Source organism: Blastomonas sp. SL216, assembly GCA_026625625.1.
In the GTDB taxonomy this organism is placed as follows: domain Bacteria; phylum Pseudomonadota; class Alphaproteobacteria; order Sphingomonadales; family Sphingomonadaceae; genus Blastomonas.
In genome coordinates this window covers 3,807,756-3,826,619 of sequence record CP113055.1, presented here as the reverse complement: position 1 = coordinate 3,826,619, position 18,864 = coordinate 3,807,756, and the positions used below count along the sequence as shown (strand labels likewise).

At 66.2% G+C, this 18,864-nt stretch carries 17 protein-coding genes; 12 read left to right on the top strand and 5 right to left on the bottom strand.

Annotation, left to right across the window (positions count from 1 at the left end):
- On the top strand, positions 1 to 1,455 hold the full coding sequence (locus OU999_17985; GenBank protein ID WAC23592.1) for an MFS transporter: 1,455 nt from the start codon (positions 1 to 3) through the stop codon (positions 1,453 to 1,455).
- Positions 1,452 to 1,904, top strand: a complete 453-nt coding sequence (locus OU999_17980) for a nuclear transport factor 2 family protein (GenBank protein WAC23591.1) — start codon at positions 1,452 to 1,454, stop codon at positions 1,902 to 1,904. The genes OU999_17985 and OU999_17980 overlap by 4 nt, the downstream gene beginning before the upstream one ends.
- A gap of 79 nt (positions 1,905 to 1,983) precedes the next feature.
- Here the strand turns inward: OU999_17980 and OU999_17975 are convergent, their stop codons facing one another.
- Both OU999_17975 and OU999_17970 read right to left on the bottom strand, forming a co-directional pair.
- A complete protein-coding gene (locus OU999_17975) occupies positions 1,984 to 2,985 on the bottom strand; it encodes a sugar phosphate isomerase/epimerase (GenBank protein ID WAC23590.1) in 1,002 nt (333 codons plus the stop codon).
- 13 nt (positions 2,986 to 2,998) lie between these two features.
- The gene (locus tag OU999_17970; protein WAC23589.1) at positions 2,999 to 3,379 is read right to left on the bottom strand and encodes a DUF6379 domain-containing protein; all 381 of its coding nucleotides are present in this window, start codon (positions 3,377 to 3,379) and stop codon (positions 2,999 to 3,001) included.
- Positions 3,380 to 3,514: 135 nt separating this feature from the next.
- On the opposite strand from OU999_17970, the gene OU999_17965 reads away from it, so the two are divergent.
- The 10 genes from OU999_17965 to OU999_17920 all read left to right on the top strand — a co-directional run bounded on the left by OU999_17965 (position 3,515) and on the right by OU999_17920 (position 15,693).
- The gene (locus OU999_17965) at positions 3,515 to 5,131 is read left to right on the top strand and encodes a GMC family oxidoreductase N-terminal domain-containing protein (GenBank protein WAC23588.1); all 1,617 of its coding nucleotides are present in this window, start codon (positions 3,515 to 3,517) and stop codon (positions 5,129 to 5,131) included.
- 4 nt (positions 5,132 to 5,135) lie between these two features.
- Complete coding sequence (gene xylB, locus OU999_17960) at positions 5,136 to 6,575, top strand: xylulokinase (protein WAC23587.1); 1,440 nt, start codon at positions 5,136 to 5,138, stop codon at positions 6,573 to 6,575.
- Between the two features lie 12 nt (positions 6,576 to 6,587).
- Positions 6,588 to 7,901 carry a xylose isomerase gene (xylA, locus tag OU999_17955; protein WAC23586.1) on the top strand — a complete coding sequence of 438 codons (1,314 nt, stop codon included), beginning with the start codon at positions 6,588 to 6,590 and terminating at the stop codon, positions 7,899 to 7,901.
- A 61-nt stretch (positions 7,902 to 7,962) separates the two neighbouring features.
- Positions 7,963 to 8,913 (top strand): GAF domain-containing protein, encoded by a 951-nt coding sequence (locus OU999_17950; GenBank protein ID WAC23585.1) that lies wholly within the window; start codon positions 7,963 to 7,965, stop codon positions 8,911 to 8,913.
- A gap of 155 nt (positions 8,914 to 9,068) precedes the next feature.
- Positions 9,069 to 10,589, top strand: coding sequence for an aldehyde dehydrogenase family protein (locus OU999_17945; GenBank protein WAC23584.1), 1,521 nt, complete (start codon positions 9,069 to 9,071; stop codon positions 10,587 to 10,589).
- A gap of 117 nt (positions 10,590 to 10,706) precedes the next feature.
- Positions 10,707 to 11,339 (top strand): flavodoxin family protein, encoded by a 633-nt coding sequence (locus tag OU999_17940; GenBank protein WAC23583.1) that lies wholly within the window; start codon positions 10,707 to 10,709, stop codon positions 11,337 to 11,339.
- Positions 11,340 to 11,438: 99 nt separating this feature from the next.
- Positions 11,439 to 12,665 carry an acetyl-CoA acetyltransferase gene (locus OU999_17935; protein ID WAC23582.1) on the top strand — a complete coding sequence of 409 codons (1,227 nt, stop codon included), beginning with the start codon at positions 11,439 to 11,441 and terminating at the stop codon, positions 12,663 to 12,665.
- Complete coding sequence (locus OU999_17930) at positions 12,662 to 13,093, top strand: nuclear transport factor 2 family protein (GenBank protein WAC23581.1); 432 nt, start codon at positions 12,662 to 12,664, stop codon at positions 13,091 to 13,093. The genes OU999_17935 and OU999_17930 overlap by 4 nt, the downstream gene beginning before the upstream one ends.
- Positions 13,090 to 14,868: an AMP-binding protein gene (locus OU999_17925; protein WAC23580.1), complete on the top strand. Its 1,779-nt coding sequence runs from the start codon at positions 13,090 to 13,092 to the stop codon at positions 14,866 to 14,868. The genes OU999_17930 and OU999_17925 overlap by 4 nt, the downstream gene beginning before the upstream one ends.
- Positions 14,869 to 14,904: 36 nt before the next feature.
- Positions 14,905 to 15,693, top strand: coding sequence for a DUF1295 domain-containing protein (locus tag OU999_17920; GenBank protein ID WAC23579.1), 789 nt, complete (start codon positions 14,905 to 14,907; stop codon positions 15,691 to 15,693).
- A 12-nt stretch (positions 15,694 to 15,705) separates the two neighbouring features.
- Here OU999_17920 and OU999_17915 read toward each other — a convergent pair whose 3' ends face one another.
- The 3 genes from OU999_17915 to OU999_17905 are packed head-to-tail and all read right to left on the bottom strand — an operon-like array spanning position 15,706 to position 18,815.
- Entirely contained in the window at positions 15,706 to 16,629 is a 924-nt protein-coding gene (locus tag OU999_17915; GenBank protein ID WAC23578.1) for a nitronate monooxygenase, read from the bottom strand.
- Positions 16,630 to 17,775, bottom strand: a complete 1,146-nt coding sequence (locus OU999_17910; protein ID WAC23577.1) for an acyl-CoA thiolase — start codon at positions 17,773 to 17,775, stop codon at positions 16,630 to 16,632. It lies immediately after the preceding gene.
- On the bottom strand, positions 17,772 to 18,815 hold the full coding sequence (locus OU999_17905; protein ID WAC23576.1) for a hypothetical protein: 1,044 nt from the start codon (positions 18,813 to 18,815) through the stop codon (positions 17,772 to 17,774). Before OU999_17905 ends, OU999_17910 begins: the two co-directional genes overlap by 4 nt.
- Positions 18,816 to 18,864: the final 49 nt, after the last annotated feature.

Genomic DNA, 18,864 nt, shown 5'->3' with positions numbered 1-18,864 from the left:
ATGGCGTCCGCCCCCAAGATCGCGCAGCGCCTGTCCTGGCCGCAGCGTCTGGCCTGGATGGTCTGCGCGATGCCCGAACTGGTGAAGTCCTTCGCCTGGGACGCGTTCGTGCTGTTCTTCTACGCGCAGGTCGTGGGCTTGTCCGGATGGCTGATCGGCGTCGCCATCGCGGTGATCATCCTGTTCGATACGCTGGTCGATCCGTGGATCGGCGCGTTTTCGGACCGGCTGCACGGAACCCGGCTGGGCAGGCGGCATACGCTGATGTTTGCCGCGATCCTGCCCTTCACGATCGGGATCGCCATGGTCTTCGCCCCCCCTGCCGGCATGGCCCAGATGCAGATCCTGGCCTGGCTGCTCGGCTGGGGCCTGCTGGCGCGCTGCGGCATCTCGTTCTGGACGGTACCGGCCTATGCGCTGGGCGGTGAACTGACCAGCGACACGGTCGAGCGGCGGCTGGTCGCGGTGCTGCGCAATGTCGGCAACCAGCTGGTCATCCTCACAGTTCCCGCCGTCGCGTTCGAGCTGTTCTTCGTCGCCGCGCCGGGCTTTCCCAAGCCGCAGCTCAACCCTGCACCCTATCCGGGCTTCGGCCTGTTCGTCGCCGCGCTGGGCGGCACACTGATGCTGCTGGGCGCGCTGGGTACCTATCGCCGTGCCCGCCAGATCGAGGCGCAGGAGAGCTTCGAGCCGGACCGCGCGCAGGCTTCGGGTCCGATCGCGGTGCTGATGCGGCTGGTGCAGGCGGTGCGCACCACCCCAAATATCGGCAAGCTGCTGATGGTCGCGTTTCTGGTGCTGTTCGTGAATTCGGTGATCAACCAGTTGTCGCTGCACCTCGCCACCTATTTCTGGCAGCTCGACCAGAGCTGGACGCCGCGGCTGCTGATGGCCGCGACCGCAGGCTCGCTGCTGGCAATGGTGCTGGCGCCGCTGTTCCTCAGGCTTTTCTCCACCCGCCAGGCGATGGTGCTGGGGCTCTGCGGCTTTTTCGCGGTGCAGGCGCTGGCGGTATTGCTGCCGCTGGGCGGACTCGCCCCGGCAGCAGGCACCGCCGCGATCGGCGGGCTGATCGCGGGGCTGCGGTTTCTGGGTGGGCTGGCTTATGGCCTGTATGTCGTGCCGTTCAACGTCGTGACGTACGAGATCGGCGACGAGCACGCCTATGATACCGGCCGCCCCGCCCAGGGGCTGGTGGCGAGCTTCATGTTCATCGGCCTGCAACTGGGCAGCGGCGCGGTGGCCCTGCTGGCGGGATCTTTCCTGGGACTGATCGACTTTCCCGTCGGGCTGTCAGTGGAGGCGATGCCGCAGGACAAGATCGACGCGCTCGCCTGGTTCGTGCTGGCGCTGGTAACGCTGGCGGGCGGCGCAATGGCCTGGCTGGTCAGCACCTTGCGGATCGACCGGACCAAAGTGGATGCGCTGCGCAGCGCGGCTCAGGAGGAAGCATGATGCAGACGAAATGGATGACAATCGCGATGGCCGCAGCGCTGATGTCTGGCTGCAGCGCTGCACCGCCACCCAGCCCGACTGAAGCCAACCGCGCCATTGTCGAGGATTTCGCCAGGCTGTTCTACGCACAGCGCGATGTCCGCCAGGCGTTCGAAAAGCACGTCGCGCGCGATTACATCCAGCATAATCCCGGCATTGCCGACGGGCGCGACGCCGCGATCGAGGCGCTGGCACCGATGTTCGCAAACCCCGATGCCCGGTTCGAGGTCAAGCGCATCCTGGTCGATGGTGATCTGGCCGCGATCCACCTGTTCGGGCGCGGTGATCCCGCTACCCCGGGGGCTGCCGTGGCCGATATCTACCGGCTCAAGGATGGCAAGATCGTGGAACACTGGGATGTGCTGCAACCGATCCCGGCCCAGTCGGCCAACAAGCATCCGATGTTCTGAACTGCCGCACACCGAATGCGGGCACGTAAAAGGGGCGCGGACCTGCAGATCCGCGCCCCTTTTGCGTTTTGTCGCCGGATCAGTGGCCTGCGAAGATGCGGCGGCACATCGCCTGGTGCTTTTCGACCTGATCGAAGCCATCATCGGGCAGATATGCATGGCCTTCCCATTCGCTCACCAGCGTGCCGGTAAAGCCGCCATCGCGGAACAGCGGCAGGATGGTCTCGTAATCGATCGCTTCCTCGCGGCCATCATCGCCCATGCCGTAGAATTTGCCATGGATATGGATGGTCCGGTCGACCAGCGCGGCCCAGCTCTTGGGATCATGGTTCGACAGGATGAAAAAGGCGAGGCTGGCGGCCTGGATATGGTCCGGCGCATGCCCTTCCTTCAGCGCCCATTCGCGCAGTCGACCGGCCTTTTCATGGCTCATGCCCGGCTCCAGCCAGACCTCTTTCAGCTTGTCGAGCAGGCTCTCCTTCGCGCCTTTCTCGCGCGCGGCGTTGAGCATCGATTCGGGAATGCGGCTCGCCGTGCCGCCGAAATCGGGGATCCAGCCGAGATAGGGCGTGTCGAGCCTGTCATACATCTCGCCATAGGCCTGTACAGCCGGGTGCCCGGCCCACATCGGCGCATGAACTTCCACGCCCATGCGGATGTCGAGCTCTTCGGCATAAGGCGCGATCTGGGGCAGCAGCTCGACCGGCAGCGCGAACTGATAGCGCACCAGGCCGAACCCCATCTTCTTGGCGGAACGCAGCTGGCGCTTGTGATATTCGACCAGCGTCGCATCGTCGATCGGCTGTGCGCCGGGACGCAGGAAACGGTCCGAATTGATCGCACAGGACGTGGCGTTGAGCCCCGCATCGGCCATCATCGCCTTGAACTTTTCGGCGAATTCATCCGACACATCGGGAAATTCGCGGAAATTCTGGAACCCGATGATCTCGATATTCGGGCCCATGCCGCGCCGGGCGACCTCGTGGAGCAGGCCGTCGAGCTCATATTTGCGGTTGAGCCAGGCATTGGTGAACGAATAGAGGGTGACGCCCGTCTGCGGGCCGGTGCTGGTGCTGGTCATATCAGGGCTTCCTTCAGGCGACGCAGAGCGTTTGCGTCTGCGTGTTCGCGCGCTTCATTCCGGGGATGTAGGGCGGGCTGATGAACATGCTCAGCGCCACCTCGTGCTCGCTTCCGGGCGCTGCAGTCTGGCCGGGAAGGTGCAGAAAGGCGCTGTCGCGCACGAACCAGAAGGCATTGGTCTGCTCGCCCAGTTCGCTGAGCGGCCAGACCATGCCATCGAATTCGACCCTGGCGTCGGACAGATCGACTGGCTGGCCGTCGATACGGACCTGGTCGATCTCGACGATGGAAAATGGCAGCGAGCGGTACCAGGGCAGCCGCATCGCCAGACGCAGCCCTTCGGGCGTGGCGCTCAGCCCCTCTTCTCCGATGATACGTTCAACCGGAAGCATCCTTCTCTCCTCGCTTAATTAGAATGATGTTTCTAATTGTGGCTTGACAGCGGGTCAAGGCTGGTGTTGAAAAAATCAGAACAACAGTTCTAGATTTAGCGCTCTCGTTCAGCAGAGCAGCCAGGGGAGAGGGGCTTGGCCCGGTTCGACTATATCATTGTGGGCGCAGGCTCATCGGGCTGCGTGCTCGCCAACCGGCTGAGCGCCGATCCGCGGCATCAGGTGCTGCTGATCGAGGATGGCGGGCGCAACGACCATCCATTCATCCTGATGGCGGGCGGGTTTGTGAAGATCATGGGCAACCCCGCCTATTTCCGTGCCTATCCGGTTGCGCAGCAGCCCGGACGGCGGCAGGAAATGCACGCCTATGGCCGCGGCCTGGGCGGCTCTTCGGCGATCAACGGCACCTGGTATCTGCCCGGCATGCCCGGTGATTATGACGGCTGGGCAGCCATGGGGCTGAGCGGCTGGGGCTGGGACGAGATGGCGCGCTGCATCCGGCAGGTCGAAAGCTACCGCGCGCCCGGCGCGCATCCGGGGCGCGGCCATGATGGCGAACAGCAGATCACCCCGTCCGATTACAAGGGCCCGGTCTTCGATGCGCTGGCCGGTGCCTTCGCGGAAGGCGGCATGCCCTGGGTGAGCGATATCACTGCCCCCGGCATCACCGGCGCAGGCCGATCGCAATATACCGTCGACCGCGCGGGCCAGCGCCATTCGACCTATGAGGCCTTTGTCGCGGCGATCCGCAGCCGCCCTAACCTGACCGTCATCCACCCTGTCGCCGTCTCGCGGCTGACCGTGCAGGACGGCCGCGTCACCGGCGTGGTGTGTGAGCGCGACGGTGTGGAAGAGGCACACCAGGCGGGCGAGGTCATTGTCAGCGCGGGCGTATATGGTTCGCCGCAGCTTCTCCAGCTGTCGGGTATCGGCCCGGGTGCCGAGCTGCAGCGGCTGGGCATCCCGGTGACGCATGACCTCGCCGCGGTCGGCCAGAATTTCGCCGATCACCAGAAAATGGGCGTGTCGTTCGACCTGCACAACAATCCCGGCAACAATCGGGAGTTTCTGGGCTGGCGGCTGTACCGCAACGCGATCCGCTATTTCCTGACCCGCACCGGGCCGCTGGCGCGCGTCGGCATGCCGATCACCGGGCTGATCTCGACCGAGGGCCTGGACGACTGGCCCGAATTCCAGGTCGCCGCCGCACCCTTTGCAATGCGCACGATCAACGAGATGGCTGAGCGTCCCGGCAGCCCGCTGACCGACCGGCCCGGCCTCACCTTTTCAGGCTATCACCTTCGCCCGAAGAGCCGGGGGACGGTCACCCTTACCTCGCCCAGCCATCGCGACGCGCCGGTGGTCGATCCGAAGATGTGGAGCGACCCGTATGACCAGCAAAAGGCGATGGAGCTGTTCCACCTGTTCCGCAAGCTCGCCAGCATGCCCGCGCTCGCTCCGTTCATCGGCGATGAGCGGATGCCTGGCGCCGCAGTAAAGGACGGAGACGCACTGGTCGCCGAGGTGCGCAAGATGACCGAATGCGGGCTGCACGGAACCGGCACCTGTTCGATGGGCACCGATCCCGCAGGGTCCGTGGTCGATGCGCGCTGCCGGGTGCATGGCCTGGCCGGGCTGCGCGTGGTCGATTGCTCGATCATGCCCAGCCCTGTTTCGGGCAACACCAACGGCCCTGCGATCGCTCTGGCGCAGCGCGCCTCCGAGCTGATCCTGGAAGACGCGCGCGGATAACGCGATGTATCTGGGCATCGACATCGGCACCTCCGGGGTCAAGGCGGTTCTGCTGCACCCGGATGGTCATGTCGCCGCCCAGGCGAGCGCCGCGCTCGACGTGCAGCGCCCGCAGCCGCTATGGTCGGAACAGGACCCGGCAGAATGGTGGCGCGCGACCGAGACGGCCGTCCTCGCGCTGCCAGCCGGCCTGCGCGCGCAGGTGGACGGCGTGGGCCTGGCCGGGCAGATGCACGGCGCGACGCTGTTGGGCGCAGATGACCGGCCATTGCGCCCCGCCATCCTGTGGAACGATGGCCGCAGCCATGCCGAATGCGCCGCGCTGGAGGCTGCCGTGCCTGATTTGCGCGCCATCGCGGGCAATATCGCGATGCCCGGCTTTACCGCGCCCAAGCTCGCCTGGGTGCGCGCGCACGAGCCTCAGATCTTCGCAGACACGCGGCATGTGCTGCTGCCCAAGGACTATATCCGGCTGCTGATGACCGGTGACAGGGTCAGCGACATGTCCGACAGCGCGGGCACGCTTTGGCTCGATGTCGCCAGACGCGACTGGTCGGACGAACTGCTCGCCGCGACCGGGCTGACGCGGGGGCACATGCCGCGTCTGGTCGAGGGCAGCGAAATCGGCGGGACGCTCCGCGCCGAGGTCGCCGCGCGCTGGGGCATGGCCAGCGTGCCCGTTGCGGGCGGCGCGGGCGACAATGCGGCGGGTGCGGTCGGCGTCGGCGTGGTGCGCGATGGCGATGCGCTGCTGTCGCTCGGCACATCGGGGGTGATCTTTGTCGCCACCGACACGCTGCGCGCCAATCCCGATGGCGCGGTGCACGCCTTTTGCCACTGCCTGCCGGGGCTTTGGCACCAGATGAGCGTGCACCTGTCTGCCGCCGTCTGTCTCGATTGGGCGGCAGCGATGATGCACCTCAGCGTGCCCGGCATGCTCGCTGCGGCAGAGGCCGAGGGCGCTGGCCAGGGCAGCGAGCTGTTCCTGCCCTATCTGTCGGGCGAACGCACCCCGCATAACGACCCGCATGTGCGCGGCGCATTTCTGGGGCTCAGCCATGACAGCAGCGCGGGGCGCATGGCCGCAGCCGTGCTGGAGGGCGTCGCCTTTGCCCATGCCGATGGCCTCGCTGCGCTGCAGGCCGCCGGAACCCGCATCGAGAGCCTGTCTGTCATCGGTGGCGGCGCACGCTCGACCTGGTGGGGCCGGATCATCGCGGCCGCGCTAAACGTACGGCTCGATTATCTCGACGGCGGCGAAGTCGGCCCGGCGCTGGGCGCGGCACGGCTGGCGCAGATCGCGGCCACCGGCGCCGATCCGGCGACCATCTGCACCCGTCCGCCGGTCCGCGAGAGCATCAATCCCGATCCCGCGCTGGCCGAGCGCCTGGCCCCGAAGCTCGCCCGGTTCCGCTCTGCCTATGCCGCCATAAGAACGATCTGAGAGGAAACACCGATGTCCGCCGAATATTTCGCCGCATTCGACACCGTCCGCTTCGAAGGGCCGGAGAGTTCCAACGATCTTGCCTATCGCTGGTATGACAAGGACCGCGTGGTGATGGGCCAGCGCATGGAGGATCACCTGCGCTTTGCCGTCTGCATGTGGCACAGCTTCTGCTGGCCTGGCAGCGACGTGTTCGGCGCGGGCACCTTCAACCGCCCCTGGCTGCAGGGCCCGATGGACGCTGCGAACGCCGCCGCAAAGCGCGAGGCGGCGCTGGCCTTTGTCGAGAAGCTCGACCTGCCCTTCTATTGCTTCCACGATGTCGACGTGATGGCCGATGCCGAGACCATCGGCGATTTTCGCAGCAGTTTTGCGCAAGCCGTCGACCATCTCGAGCAACTGCAGGCGCAGCATGGCCGCAAGCTGCTCTGGGGCACGGCCAATCTGTTCAGCCACCCGCGCTATATGGCGGGCGCGGCGACCAATCCCGATCCCGAAGTCTATGCCTGGGCGGCCGCGCAGGTGCGCGATGCGCTGGAGGCAACACACCGGCTTGGCGGCGCCAACTATGTGCTGTGGGGCGGACGCGAGGGCTATGATTCGATCCTCAACACCGAGATCGGTACCGAGCAGGAGAATTTCGGGCGTTTCCTGTCGCTTGTCGTCGATCACAAGCACCGCATCGGCTTTACCGGCACCATACTGATCGAGCCCAAGCCGCACGAGCCGACCAAGCACCAATATGATTTCGACACGCAGACCGTCTACGCGTTCCTCAAGCGCTTCGGGCTGGAGAACGAGGTCAAGGTCAATATCGAGGCGAACCACGCCACCTTGTCCGGCCATACCTTCGAGCACGAGATCGCAATGGCCCGCGCGCTCGGCATCCTGGGGTCGATCGATGCCAATCGCGGCGATCCGCAAAATGGCTGGGATACCGACCAGTTCCCCAATTCGGTCGAGGAACTCACCCTGGCCATGCTGGAGGTGCTGCGCGCCGGGGGCCTGGGCAATGGCGGCTTCAACTTCGACGCCAAGGTGCGCCGCCAGTCGATCGATGCCGTCGATCTGTTCCACGGCCATATTGGCGGGGTCGATACGATTGCCCGGGCGCTGCTGCGCGCCGCCGCGATCATCGAGGATGGGCGGCTAGAGGCATTCCGCGCCGAACGCTATGCCGGCTGGCAGGGCGAGCTGGGCCGGATGATCCATGCCGAGGGCACGACACTCGCCCAGATCGCCGACCGCGCGGTGGTATCGAACAGCGCCCCTGCCCCGCGATCGGGACGGCAGGAATATTGCGAGAATCTGGTCAACCGCTTCTGACCTCTCGCCGCCCTCGCGTCCGCTTGTGACGCGAAGGGCGGCGTGATAGCCTGACAGCATCATGGCAGAGGCCGAACAGCACGCCGCCGTCATCCGGTCGGCCATCGCCTCCCCCGCTGCGGCGGCGCAATCCTTGCTGGCGGCATCCTGGTGCCGATCGGCGCTGCGCCATGGGCTCGACCCGGCGCATGGCCCCGCCGCCGACCGTCTCGATGCAATGCAGCTGACCGAGGCGCGCGAGGCCAATGCCCGGTTGCTCCGTCATGCGCGGCCCGTGCTCGACACTTTGGCGCGCAGCATCGTGCGCACCGGGCGCTGCCTGCTGCTGACCGACAGCAACAGCCTGATCCTAGAAGGCCGGATGACCGACGGCGACGCCGCGATGTTCGACCGTGCGCGGCTCGTGCCCGGCGAATGCTGGTCCGAAGCGGCGGAAGGCACCAACGGCATCGGCACCTGCGTGGTCGAGGACCGCCCGGTCGCGATCCTCAAGGACCAGCATTTCCTCAGCAGCAATACCCATGTCAGCTGCATGGGCGTGCCGATCCATGGCGCGGATGGGCGCATCATCGCCGCGCTCGACGTTTCCACCAACCGGTATGACCATGATCTCGATACCACCGCCCTGGTCATGGCCGCGCTGCAGGAGGCCGCGGCATCGGTCGAGCGGCTGATGTTCACCGACACGTTCAGCGATTGTCGCATTGTCCTGCTCGACCAGCAGACGCACGGCCATGCCGCAATGGTGGCGGTCGATCGCGACGATCTGGTTATCGGCGCAAGCCGCGCCGCGCGCCATCATGCGCTGCTCGCAGGGGTCAGCGCTGCCACGCCCGTTCCGCTTGCCGATCTGTTCGGCCTGGGCGAGGAAGACCCGATCGCGGCGGCCGAACGCAAGGTGCTGCGCCAGGCGCTCGCCCGCTGCGGCGGTAATGTCGCAGCGGCTGCCCGCAGCCTGAGGATCGGCCGCGCCACCTTCTACCGCCGCATGGAGCGCGCCGGAATCCAGTGATTGATCGCCTCACCTGTCTCAATCGCGAGACAGTTGCATGGCGCAACCTTCGCCCCTCCCCTCGCCCGCACGCCGCGCCGCTGCCAGCCTGTGCCTCGCGAACCGCTGAGTCCCGGCACATCACGGGCCAGTCGCCAAGCGAGAGGAGAATATTCATGGACATGCACACCCCTGCCGCGCTGCTGATGCGCCCGCCGCTCAAGGCGCATTACGACAACTGGATCGGCGGCCGCTGGGTACCCGCGAAAAGCGGTGCGACCTTCGACAATGTCTCGCCGCTGACCGGCAAGGTCATCGGCACCATCGCCCGCTCCGGTCCCGAGGACGTCGAAGCCGCGCTCGACGCCGCGCATGCCGCAAGGGTCGCTTGGGGCCAGACCAGCGTCGCCGAACGCGCACTGGTGCTCACCCGCATCGCCGATCGGATGGAAGAAAACCTAGCGCATCTCGCTGAGGCGGAAACCTGGGACAATGGCAAGCCGATCCGCGAGACCATGGCCGCCGACCTGCCGCTCGCCATCGACCATTTCCGCTATTTCGCCGGCTGCATCCGCGCGCAGGAGGGCGGAATCTCTGAGATCGACCGCAACACCATCGCCTATCATTTCCAGGAACCGCTGGGCGTGGTCGGCCAGATCATCCCGTGGAACTTCCCGCTGCTGATGGCGTGCTGGAAGCTCGCCCCGGCGCTGGCTGCGGGCAATTGCGTGGTGCTCAAGCCCGCCGAACAGACCCCTGCATCGATCATGGCGCTGATCGACATTATCGGCGACCTGCTGCCCGATGGCGTCGTCAATATCGTCAACGGCTTCGGGCTGGAGGCAGGCAAGCCGCTCGCCTCGTCGAAGCGCATCGCCAAGATCGCGTTCACCGGCGAGACCTCAACCGGGCGGCTGATCATGCAATATGCCAGCGAGAACCTGATCCCAGTGACGCTCGAACTCGGCGGCAAGTCGCCCAACCTGTTCTTCGCCGATGTGATGGCCGAAGATGACGATTATCTCGACAAGGCGATCGAGGGCTTCGTCATGTTCGCGCTGAACCAGGGCGAGGTGTGCACCTGCCCGTCGCGCGCGCTGGTGCAGGAATCGATCTACGACCGGTTCATGGAGCGCGTGCTGCGGCGCGTCGCCGCGCTGAAACAGGCCAATCCGCTCGATCCCGAAACCATGATCGGCGCGCAGGCCAGCGCCGAGCAGCAGGCCAAGATCCTGAGCTATATCGATATCGGCCGCGCCGAAGGGGCGGAGGTCCTGGCGGGCGGAGCAGCCGCGCAGTTGGGCGGAGACCTTGCTGGTGGCTATTATGTCCAACCCACGGTGCTGCGCGGGCACAACAAGATGCGCGTGTTCCAGGAGGAGATTTTCGGCCCCGTCGTATCGGTCACAACCTTCCGCGACGAGGACGATGCGCTCGCCATCGCCAATGACACCATGTTCGGTCTGGGCGCGGGCGTGTGGAGCCGCGACATCAACCGCTGCTATCGCCTCGGCCGGGGGATCGAGGCTGGCCGCGTCTGGACCAATTGCTATCACGCCTATCCCGCGCACGCGGCGTTCGGCGGCTACAAGCAGTCGGGCATCGGCCGCGAGACGCACCGGATGATGCTCGATCATTACCAGCAGACCAAGAACCTGCTGGTGTCCTACGAGCCGAAGAAGCTCGGCTTCTTCTGATCACAAGCCCGGGCGCGGCATCGCGCTGCGCCCGGTCGCCCATCCTGCCTTGTCGGCGCAACCTCATGCGGGCCGGTTCGTAAGCCCATCGAACCCCCGCACAAGGATGCAGCCCCCATGACTCTCAAAGCCATCGCCATCAACTGCACGCTCAAGCGTTCGGGCAAGGAAAGCTCCTCGACCGATGCCATGATCGAGCTGATTTCCCAGCAGCTGTCCAAGCACGAGGTCGAGCTGACCGAGACGATCCGCATCGCCGATTACAACGTGCTGCCGGGCGTCAGCTCAGACGAGGGCGACGGCGATGAATGGCCCGATTTGCGCAAGCGCATCCTCGCCGCCGATATCCTGATTTTCGGCACCCCGATCTGGATGGGCCAGATGTCGAGCATCGCCAAGCGCGTGCTCGAGCGGATGGACGCATTCCTCGACGAGACCGACGAGCTTGGCCGAATGCCCAGCTTCTCCAAGGTCGCGGTGGCGGCGATCGTCGGCAACGAAGACGGCGCGCACCGCACCTCTGCCGACCTGTTCCAGGCCCTGAACGATGTCGGCTTCACCATTCCGGCGGGTGCGGCCTGCTATTGGGTCGGCGAGGCGATGGGCAGCACCGACTTCCAGGACCTCGACGAGACGCCGGAAGCTACGTTTGAAACCGCGCGGATGCTCGCGGCGAACACCGCGCATCTGGCCGGACTTCTTAAGTCAAATCCGTACCCGGGCGACGAGGAGCATGACGACGAGAGCTGAACCGTCGGCGTAATTCCGCCTCTGCGCATAAACCCTCACGCCCCGGTTGCACGATGGCCCAAGCTTGTATAAGCATACCATAAAAGCAGGAGAGGCGTGATGGTATATGTGCTCGGCGGGTGCCAGACGGATTTTGCGCGCAACTGGGCGCGCGAGGGGCTTTCGATAGGCGACGGCTTTGTCGAAACGGTCCGTCAGGGGCTCGACGCGACGCGCCTCGATGCGGCCGAAATCGAAAGCGGCCATGTCGGCAATTTCGTCGGCGACCTGTTTTCAGGCCAGGGCCTGCTCGGCGGTTTCTTCGCCTATGTCGATCCGGCGCTCGATGGTCTTCCCACCTCCCGCCACGAAGCAGCCTGCGCCTCGGGCAGCGTGTCGGTCCTCGCTGCAGCCGCGGAAATCGAATCCGGGCGCTATGACCTGGCCTGCGTCGTCGGCATCGAGATGATGCGCAACGTGCCGGGGCAGAAAGCCGCCGAAAATCTGGGCGCTGCCGCCTATCAGGGCCGCGAGTTCGGCGATGCGCAATTCGTGTGGCCGCGCGCCTTTTCCGACCTGGCCGAAGAATATGACGCGCTGTACGGCCTCGATTACGACCATCTCGGCCGCATTGCGGAGATCAACTTTGCCAATGGCCGGCGCAACCCCGCCGCGCAGACCCGGCAATGGCAGTTCGGCCCCAGGAGCTTTACCGAGGATGACGAGGCCAATCCGGTCGTCGAAGGCCGTACCCGCAAGAATGATTGCGGCCAGGTGACCGATGGCGCTGCGGTGGTGTTCCTCGCCTCCGAAAAGCGCGCGCGCGAATATGCGGCCAAGCGCGGCATTCCAATGGAATCGCTGTCGCGCATCGCCGGCTGGGGCCACCGCTCGGCGGCGCTCGGCTATCGCGACAAAAGGCGCATGGCGGGCGACAGTCCCTATCTCTTCCCGCAGGTCAAGCGCGCCATTGACGATGCCCGCGCGCGCGCAGGCGTTTCGGGAATCGAGGCGATCGATGCGGTGGAAACGCACGACTGCTTTGCGATGACCGAATATATGGCGATCGACCATCTCGGCCTTACCGCGCCCGGTGAGGCGTGGAAGGCGGTCGAGGCTGGCGATATCGAGATCGGCGGCAAGCTGCCGATCAATCCCTCGGGCGGGCTGATCGGGCTCGGCCATCCGGTGGGGGCAACAGGCGTGCGCATGCTGCTCGATGCGCACCGTCAGGTGACAGGCCAGGCGGCGGACAACCAGGTCGAAGGCGCGCGCCGCGTCCAGACACTCAACATCGGCGGATCGACCACCACCACGGTCAGCTTCATCGTGGAGCAGGCAGCATGAGCGACACCCGTTTCAACCAGTTCAAGCAACTGATCGCCGCCTGGACCCGCAAGGATGCCGAAGCCGTGCTTGGCATGCTGCACGACGATGTCGTCTGGCATTATGCTGCCGCCATCGCCCCGCCTGCGCGCGGCAAGGCCGAGGCGCGCGCGTTTATCGATCGGTTCGGATCGACCATTGCGCAAGTCAACTGGCGCATCTTCGCGCATGCCGAAACCGCCGACCGGCTGTTCGTCGAGGGTGTCGACGAATATGTGACGACAGACGGCGTCCGCGTCGCCGCGCCCTATGCCGGGATCATCGAATACAAGGGCGACAAGATCATCGGCTGGCGCGATTATCTCGATCGCGGCACGGTCGACGCGATCAAGGCGGGCAAGCCTTACCCTGCGCAGGTCAAGGAACTGATCGACCGGCCTGCCGCATGACGACCGCAATGCTTGCCGAAGCGCCGTTCCGTGAGGCCGAATTCATGCCGGTCGACCTCGCGGTGGAGCGGCGCGATGATGGCACGATCATCATCAAGAGCCGCGTGCCCCTGCGCGACTTTGACGCCAATATCCCGCGTGCCTTTGCCGCACGCGCAGCGCTCAAGGGCGATGCCCCGGCGATCGGCTGGCGCGGGCCGGACGGGCAATGGGCCTATCGCAGCTACGCTGAGATCAAGCGCGACATGGACGGCGCGACCCGCTGGCTCACGGAGAATTTTCCGCGCGGCACCAGGCTGCTGATCATCGCGGAAAACAGCCTGCCGGTCGCGGTGATGACCTTTGCCGCCTGGGCAGCGGGCATGATCATCGTTCCGGTGAGCATCGCTTATGGTCTGGCGGGCGGTGATCATGCGCGGCTGCGGCACGTGATCGCGCGGACGCAGCCAGAGGCCATCCTGGCCGAACCGCACCCCGCCATCGCCGCCGCGCTCGCCGCGACCGCGCCGGACGCACGCATCATCAGCAGCGATCCTGCGCCTTTTGCCGGCGCCACGGCTTATGCCGATGTCATCGCGACCGATCCTGGCACGACGGCAGCTGAGGCCATCGCAAATGTCGATCCCGATGCTGCGGCGATCTACATGCTGACTTCGGGCTCGACCGGGCTGCCCAAGATCGTGCCGCACAGCCTGACCGCGCTCGCCGCGTGCGGGGCGCAAGGGCTGGACATGATCGGCAAGGCGGCCGGCTGGGACGATGTGATGCTCGACTGGCTGCCCTGGCATCATGCCGCGGGCGCCTCCGTCATGCGCACATGCCTGCTGGAAGGCGGCACGCTGCATATCGATGCGGGCAAGCCGCTGCCCGGCCTTTTCGACCAGACCCTCGCCAATCTGCGCGAGATTTCGGTCGCCTATTTCAACAATGTGCCCACCGGCTATGCGATGCTGGTCGATGCAATGGAGCAGGACGCAGAGCTGCGCGCGCGCTTCTTCGCCAAGATGCGGCTGATGCTTTATGGCGGCGCCGGGCTACCCCAGCCGGTCTATGATCGTCTGCAGGAGCTGGCGATCGCGGAAACCGGCCACCGCATCCACATGACCACCGGCTATGGCATGACCGAGACGGTGTCCGGCTGCATGGCGATCCATTTCCCCGCTACCCGGGTCGGTATCGGCCTGCCCGCGCCCGGCCTTTCGCTCAAGCTCGTGCCCTGTGACGGACGCTATGAGGTTCGGCTCGCCGGGCCGAACGTCATGAAGGGCTATCTGGGCGATCCCGACAAGACGGCAGCAGCGTTCGATGAGGAAGGTTTTTACCGCACCGGCGATGTCGCGGTGTTCCATGACGAGGATGATCATGGCCAGGGCCTCGCCTTTGCCGGGCGGCTGGCCGAGGAGTTCAAGCTCGCCAATGGCAACTGGGTCTATGGCGGCGCGGTGCGTGAAAAGCTGCTCAAGGCCTGCGATGGCCTGATCGCCGATCTGGTGCTGGCCGATGACGGCAGCCCCTATCTCGCCATGCTTGCCTGGCCCAAGCCCGGCGCGACGCTGGAGACGGTGGCCGAGGCGGTGCGCGGCTATAATCGCAGCGCGCGCGGCGGCGCGGTGATCAAGCGCATCGCCCTGTTCGACACGCCGCCCAATCCGGCGGCACACGAGCTGTCCGACAAGGGCACGATCAATCGCCGGGCGGTGCTCGACGGACGGCGCGCCGCAGTGGAGCGGGTGTTTGCCGATCCGCCGGGCGAAGGTGTCGCGATCACCGGCTGACGCGCCGAAACTACGCAATAATCGGGAGAAAACGGGATGCTGATGATTTTGGCGATCAACGCGGCTGTGCTGGCCGCGTGCTTTGTCGCCTTGTGGCTGATCTGTCTGGGGACGCGCGATGTGACCCCGGTGGACAGCTTCTGGGCCTGGGGCATGCTGGTCATGGCCATATCCACATTTGTCCAGGCCGATGGCGATCCCACGCGCATGCTGATGCTACTGGCGATATCGGGCCTCTGGGCAGCGCGGCTGGGCACGTTCATGCTCTGGCGCTGGCGCAGCCATGGTCCGGACCGGCGCTATTCGGCGCTGCTCGGCAAGGCGCAGCAGCACAAGGGCTGGAGCTTCGCGCGCGCCTCGGGCCAGCTGGTGTTCGCGACGCAAGCCCCGCTGCTGTTCGTCGTCTGCCTGCCGGTGCAGCTGGGCCAGATCGACGCCACGCCGCCGGTCGGCACTTTGGGCATGATCGGCGCTGGCATCGCGCTGTTCGGCATTGCGTTCGAGACGATCGGCGATGCGCAGCTGGTCGCGTTCAAGGCCAAGCCGGAAAATCAGGGCAAGCTGATGACCAGCGGCCTGTGGCGTTATACCCGCCACCCCAATTATTTTGGCGATGCTACCACCTGGTGGGGGCTGTGGCTGATCGCGGCCGAGACTTCGACGGGCCTTGCAGCCGTGGTTGGCCCCATGCTGCTCACCTGGACGCTGATGAAATGGTCGGGCGCGCCAACGGTCGAAAAGCGGCTCGCCAAGACGCGCGAGGGCTATGCCGATTATGTCGCGCGTACCTCGGGCTTCATCCCTATGCCGCCGAAGCGCGGCTGAGCGCGGCCTGGGTCAGCGGGTTCCGGCCCGCTGATCCAGCCGCTTCGCCGCCTCGCGGAAACCGGCCTCGATCTCGTCGACAATCACGCTGACCGGCTCGATACCCTGCACCGTGCCGATCCCCTGGCCTGCCGCCCAGAGATCCTTCCACTTGGCATGCGGATCGCCGCCATAATCGCGGGTGGCGGGCTTGCCGAGGTCCTTGGGATCATAGCCGCACGCAACCAGCGACGGGATCAGCCACGACGCGGGCGTGCCGGTGATCGCAGGGCTGACGACCAGATCCTCGATATGGCTGTCCACCACCATCTGCTTGTAGCCGGGCACCGCCATGCTCTCTTCTGCTGCGAGAAAGCGCGTGCCCATGTACACGAGGTCCGCGCCCGCCGCGATTGCGCCGGCGAGGGCCGCGCCATCGGAAATGCCGCCGCCGACGCAGATGATGCCTTCGAACTCGGCGCGCAGCGCGGTGATGAACGCGAAGGGCGACAGGAAACCGGTATGCCCGCCAGCGCCCGCCGACACGCAAACCAGCCCGTCCGCGCCCGCCGCAGCCGCCTTGCGCCCCAGAGCCACGGTGATGACATCAGCGAGCACGATGCCGCCATAGCTGTGCACCGTCTCCACCGCCGGAGCCGGGCTGCCCAGCGCGGTGATGACGACCGGCGGCTTGTGCTTGGCGATCAGCGCCAGGTCATCGGCGAGCCGCTGGTTGCTGCTGTGCGTAACGAGATTCGCCGCCCAGAGACCCGGTGCGCCAGCGGTCTCGGCGGAAATGCGCGTCATCCAGGCGTCGAGGTCCGCCGCCGTGCGGCAATTGGGCGTGGGGAAAGCCCCGATAATGCCCGCGCGCGCCGCAGCGATCACCATTTCGGGGCCCGACACCAGGAACATCGGCGCGGCCACCACGGGCAGGCGCAATTTTTCGATCATCATTCAGATTCGCTCCACGATGGTTGCCACGCCCACGCCCTGCGCGCCGGTCGCCACGACCAGACCCAGCGTGCCCCCTGCCTCTGCCAGCGCGTCGACCAGTGTCGAAAGCAGCACGCCGCCGGTCGCGCCCATCGGGTGCCCCTTGGCGACATGGCCGCCGCTGACATTGACCTTGTCCGGATCGGGCGCGCGGTCGCGCAGGAACTTGGCGTACGTCACGGCGAACGCTTCCATGAACTCGATGCGGTCCATGTCGGCGAGCGTCATCCCTGCCCTGGCCAGCGCCTTGTCCATCGCGGCAAAGCCTGCGGTGAGCGAATCCCAGGGGTCGCCGCCGATTTCGACATGCGCGACGATGCGCGCGATTGCGCCCTCGCGCGGGCCGATCAGCGCCAGCGCCGCGCCATCGGTCATCGGCGGGGCATGCGCGACGGTGTGGCGATGATCGATGGGCCGGTCGCCCAGAATGTCGCGATAGCCTTCCGCCAGCGGCGGAAAGGCGGGGGGCAGCGCCTGCAGCCGGTCGAGCGTCATCGGTCGCACCGCCTCTTCGCGGTCCAGCCCTGCCACCGCAATGCGCGAGGCAAGCAAGGCGGGCCTGTCCTCGGCTGCTGCTGCGCGCGCCTGTGAAACCAAAGCGACGGAATCCAGCTCGTCGCGGGTGATACACTCCTTCTGCGCCAGCAGGTCGGCCGCCAGCGCGACCTGGATATAGCGCCGGTCGGGCGGCAGTTCTGCGGCGGTATAATAATCCGCCTTGTCGGCCATGAACGCGACCCTGGACAGCATCTCCACCCCGCCGCCCAGCGCCCATTGCGCCTGACCCGAAGCGACCGCTGCCGCTGCTGCGCCGACGGCCGACAGGCCCGAGGCACAGAAATTGTTGAGCGTGTGCACCGCGACGCCATCGGGCAGTTCGGCCTTCAGCTTGGCGACCAGCGCGATATGTCCGCCTTGCGCGCCAACCTGGCCGACACAGCCCAGGGTCATTCGTTCCGCCCGCCCGCGCGGATCAGCGCTGCGCGCCTCCATCGCATCGACCAGATGCGCGACCAGCCCGTGCGGCGTTTCCTGCGCCAGCCCGCCATCGGGGCGGGCACGCCCGCGCGGAGTGCGCAGCGCAACGTGGAGATAGGCCTCGCTCATGGTGCCGCCCTCCACGCGCTGGGCGGCTGGAACGCGAACAGCCCCGGCGGCGCAGCGATCACGGCAGGGATGGCGTTGATCGCCACCGCCACGGTCGCGTCGGTGAGCGCGCGCGAGGGCGGCGCGCCGGGATCGGACTCGGTGATATCCATGGTCAGGTGAATGTTCGGCCGCCCCTCGATCCGCACATCCCAATGGCCGCGTCCGCCCTCGTGCAGCCCGGGATCGGCGGTCCACAGGATCGACAGCGTGAAGCGCGCGCCGCAGGTGTAATACGCGGTCCAGCGCCATTCGGTGGCAGCGACAGTGCCCCTGGGGATGGTCCCTGCCGGAATGACGATATCCGCCGGGGCCAGCGTGAGCTGATGATCCGGTTCGATTCGTTCGACCGATGTACCCATCTGGTACCCGGCGAATACCAGCACTTCGGAGAACAGCGCGCGGTACAGCTCGGCCAGCGGGCCGGTGCGGATGTCGCGGACGGCAGGATCGCTGCCCAGCCCCATCAGCTCGAACACGAACGCCGCGCTCGCCATGGCCGAGGCATCGACCGTTTCGCTGACCTTGATGTGCTCGACCTCGACCGACATCGCCGTGACCGCCAGCGCAATCCGCTCGACGATCATGCCGGGGCTGACACCGACACCCGCCAGCGTCGCTCCGCCTTCCAGCCCTGCGCGATGCAGCCGGTCGGCATATTCAGGCCCTTGGGCTGCAGGCCAGTGGAAGCCGGCGGTGGAAATGACATTCTTGCCCGATCGCAGCAGCGCCTCGACATCGGGCACCAGCGCATCATAGGGCAGGGTGATGCGGGGGGTGTGGATGACGACATCGGCCTTGGTGGCCAGCGTTTCGGCCAGTTCATGCGTGGCCAGCACCCCGGTTAGCGGCCGCCGCGCAATCTCTCCGGCATCCTTGCCGGCCTTGGCCTGCGAATAGACATGCACGCCCGCGAGCGTCAGCGCGGGATCGTCGATGATCCGGCGCAGCGCCGTCCGGCCCATCGCGCCGGTTGCCCATTGGATGACTTTGCAGGCCATGCCCGCCCTCCCCTTTTGCCGTCTCTTCAGAGCGCCGAATAATCGTACC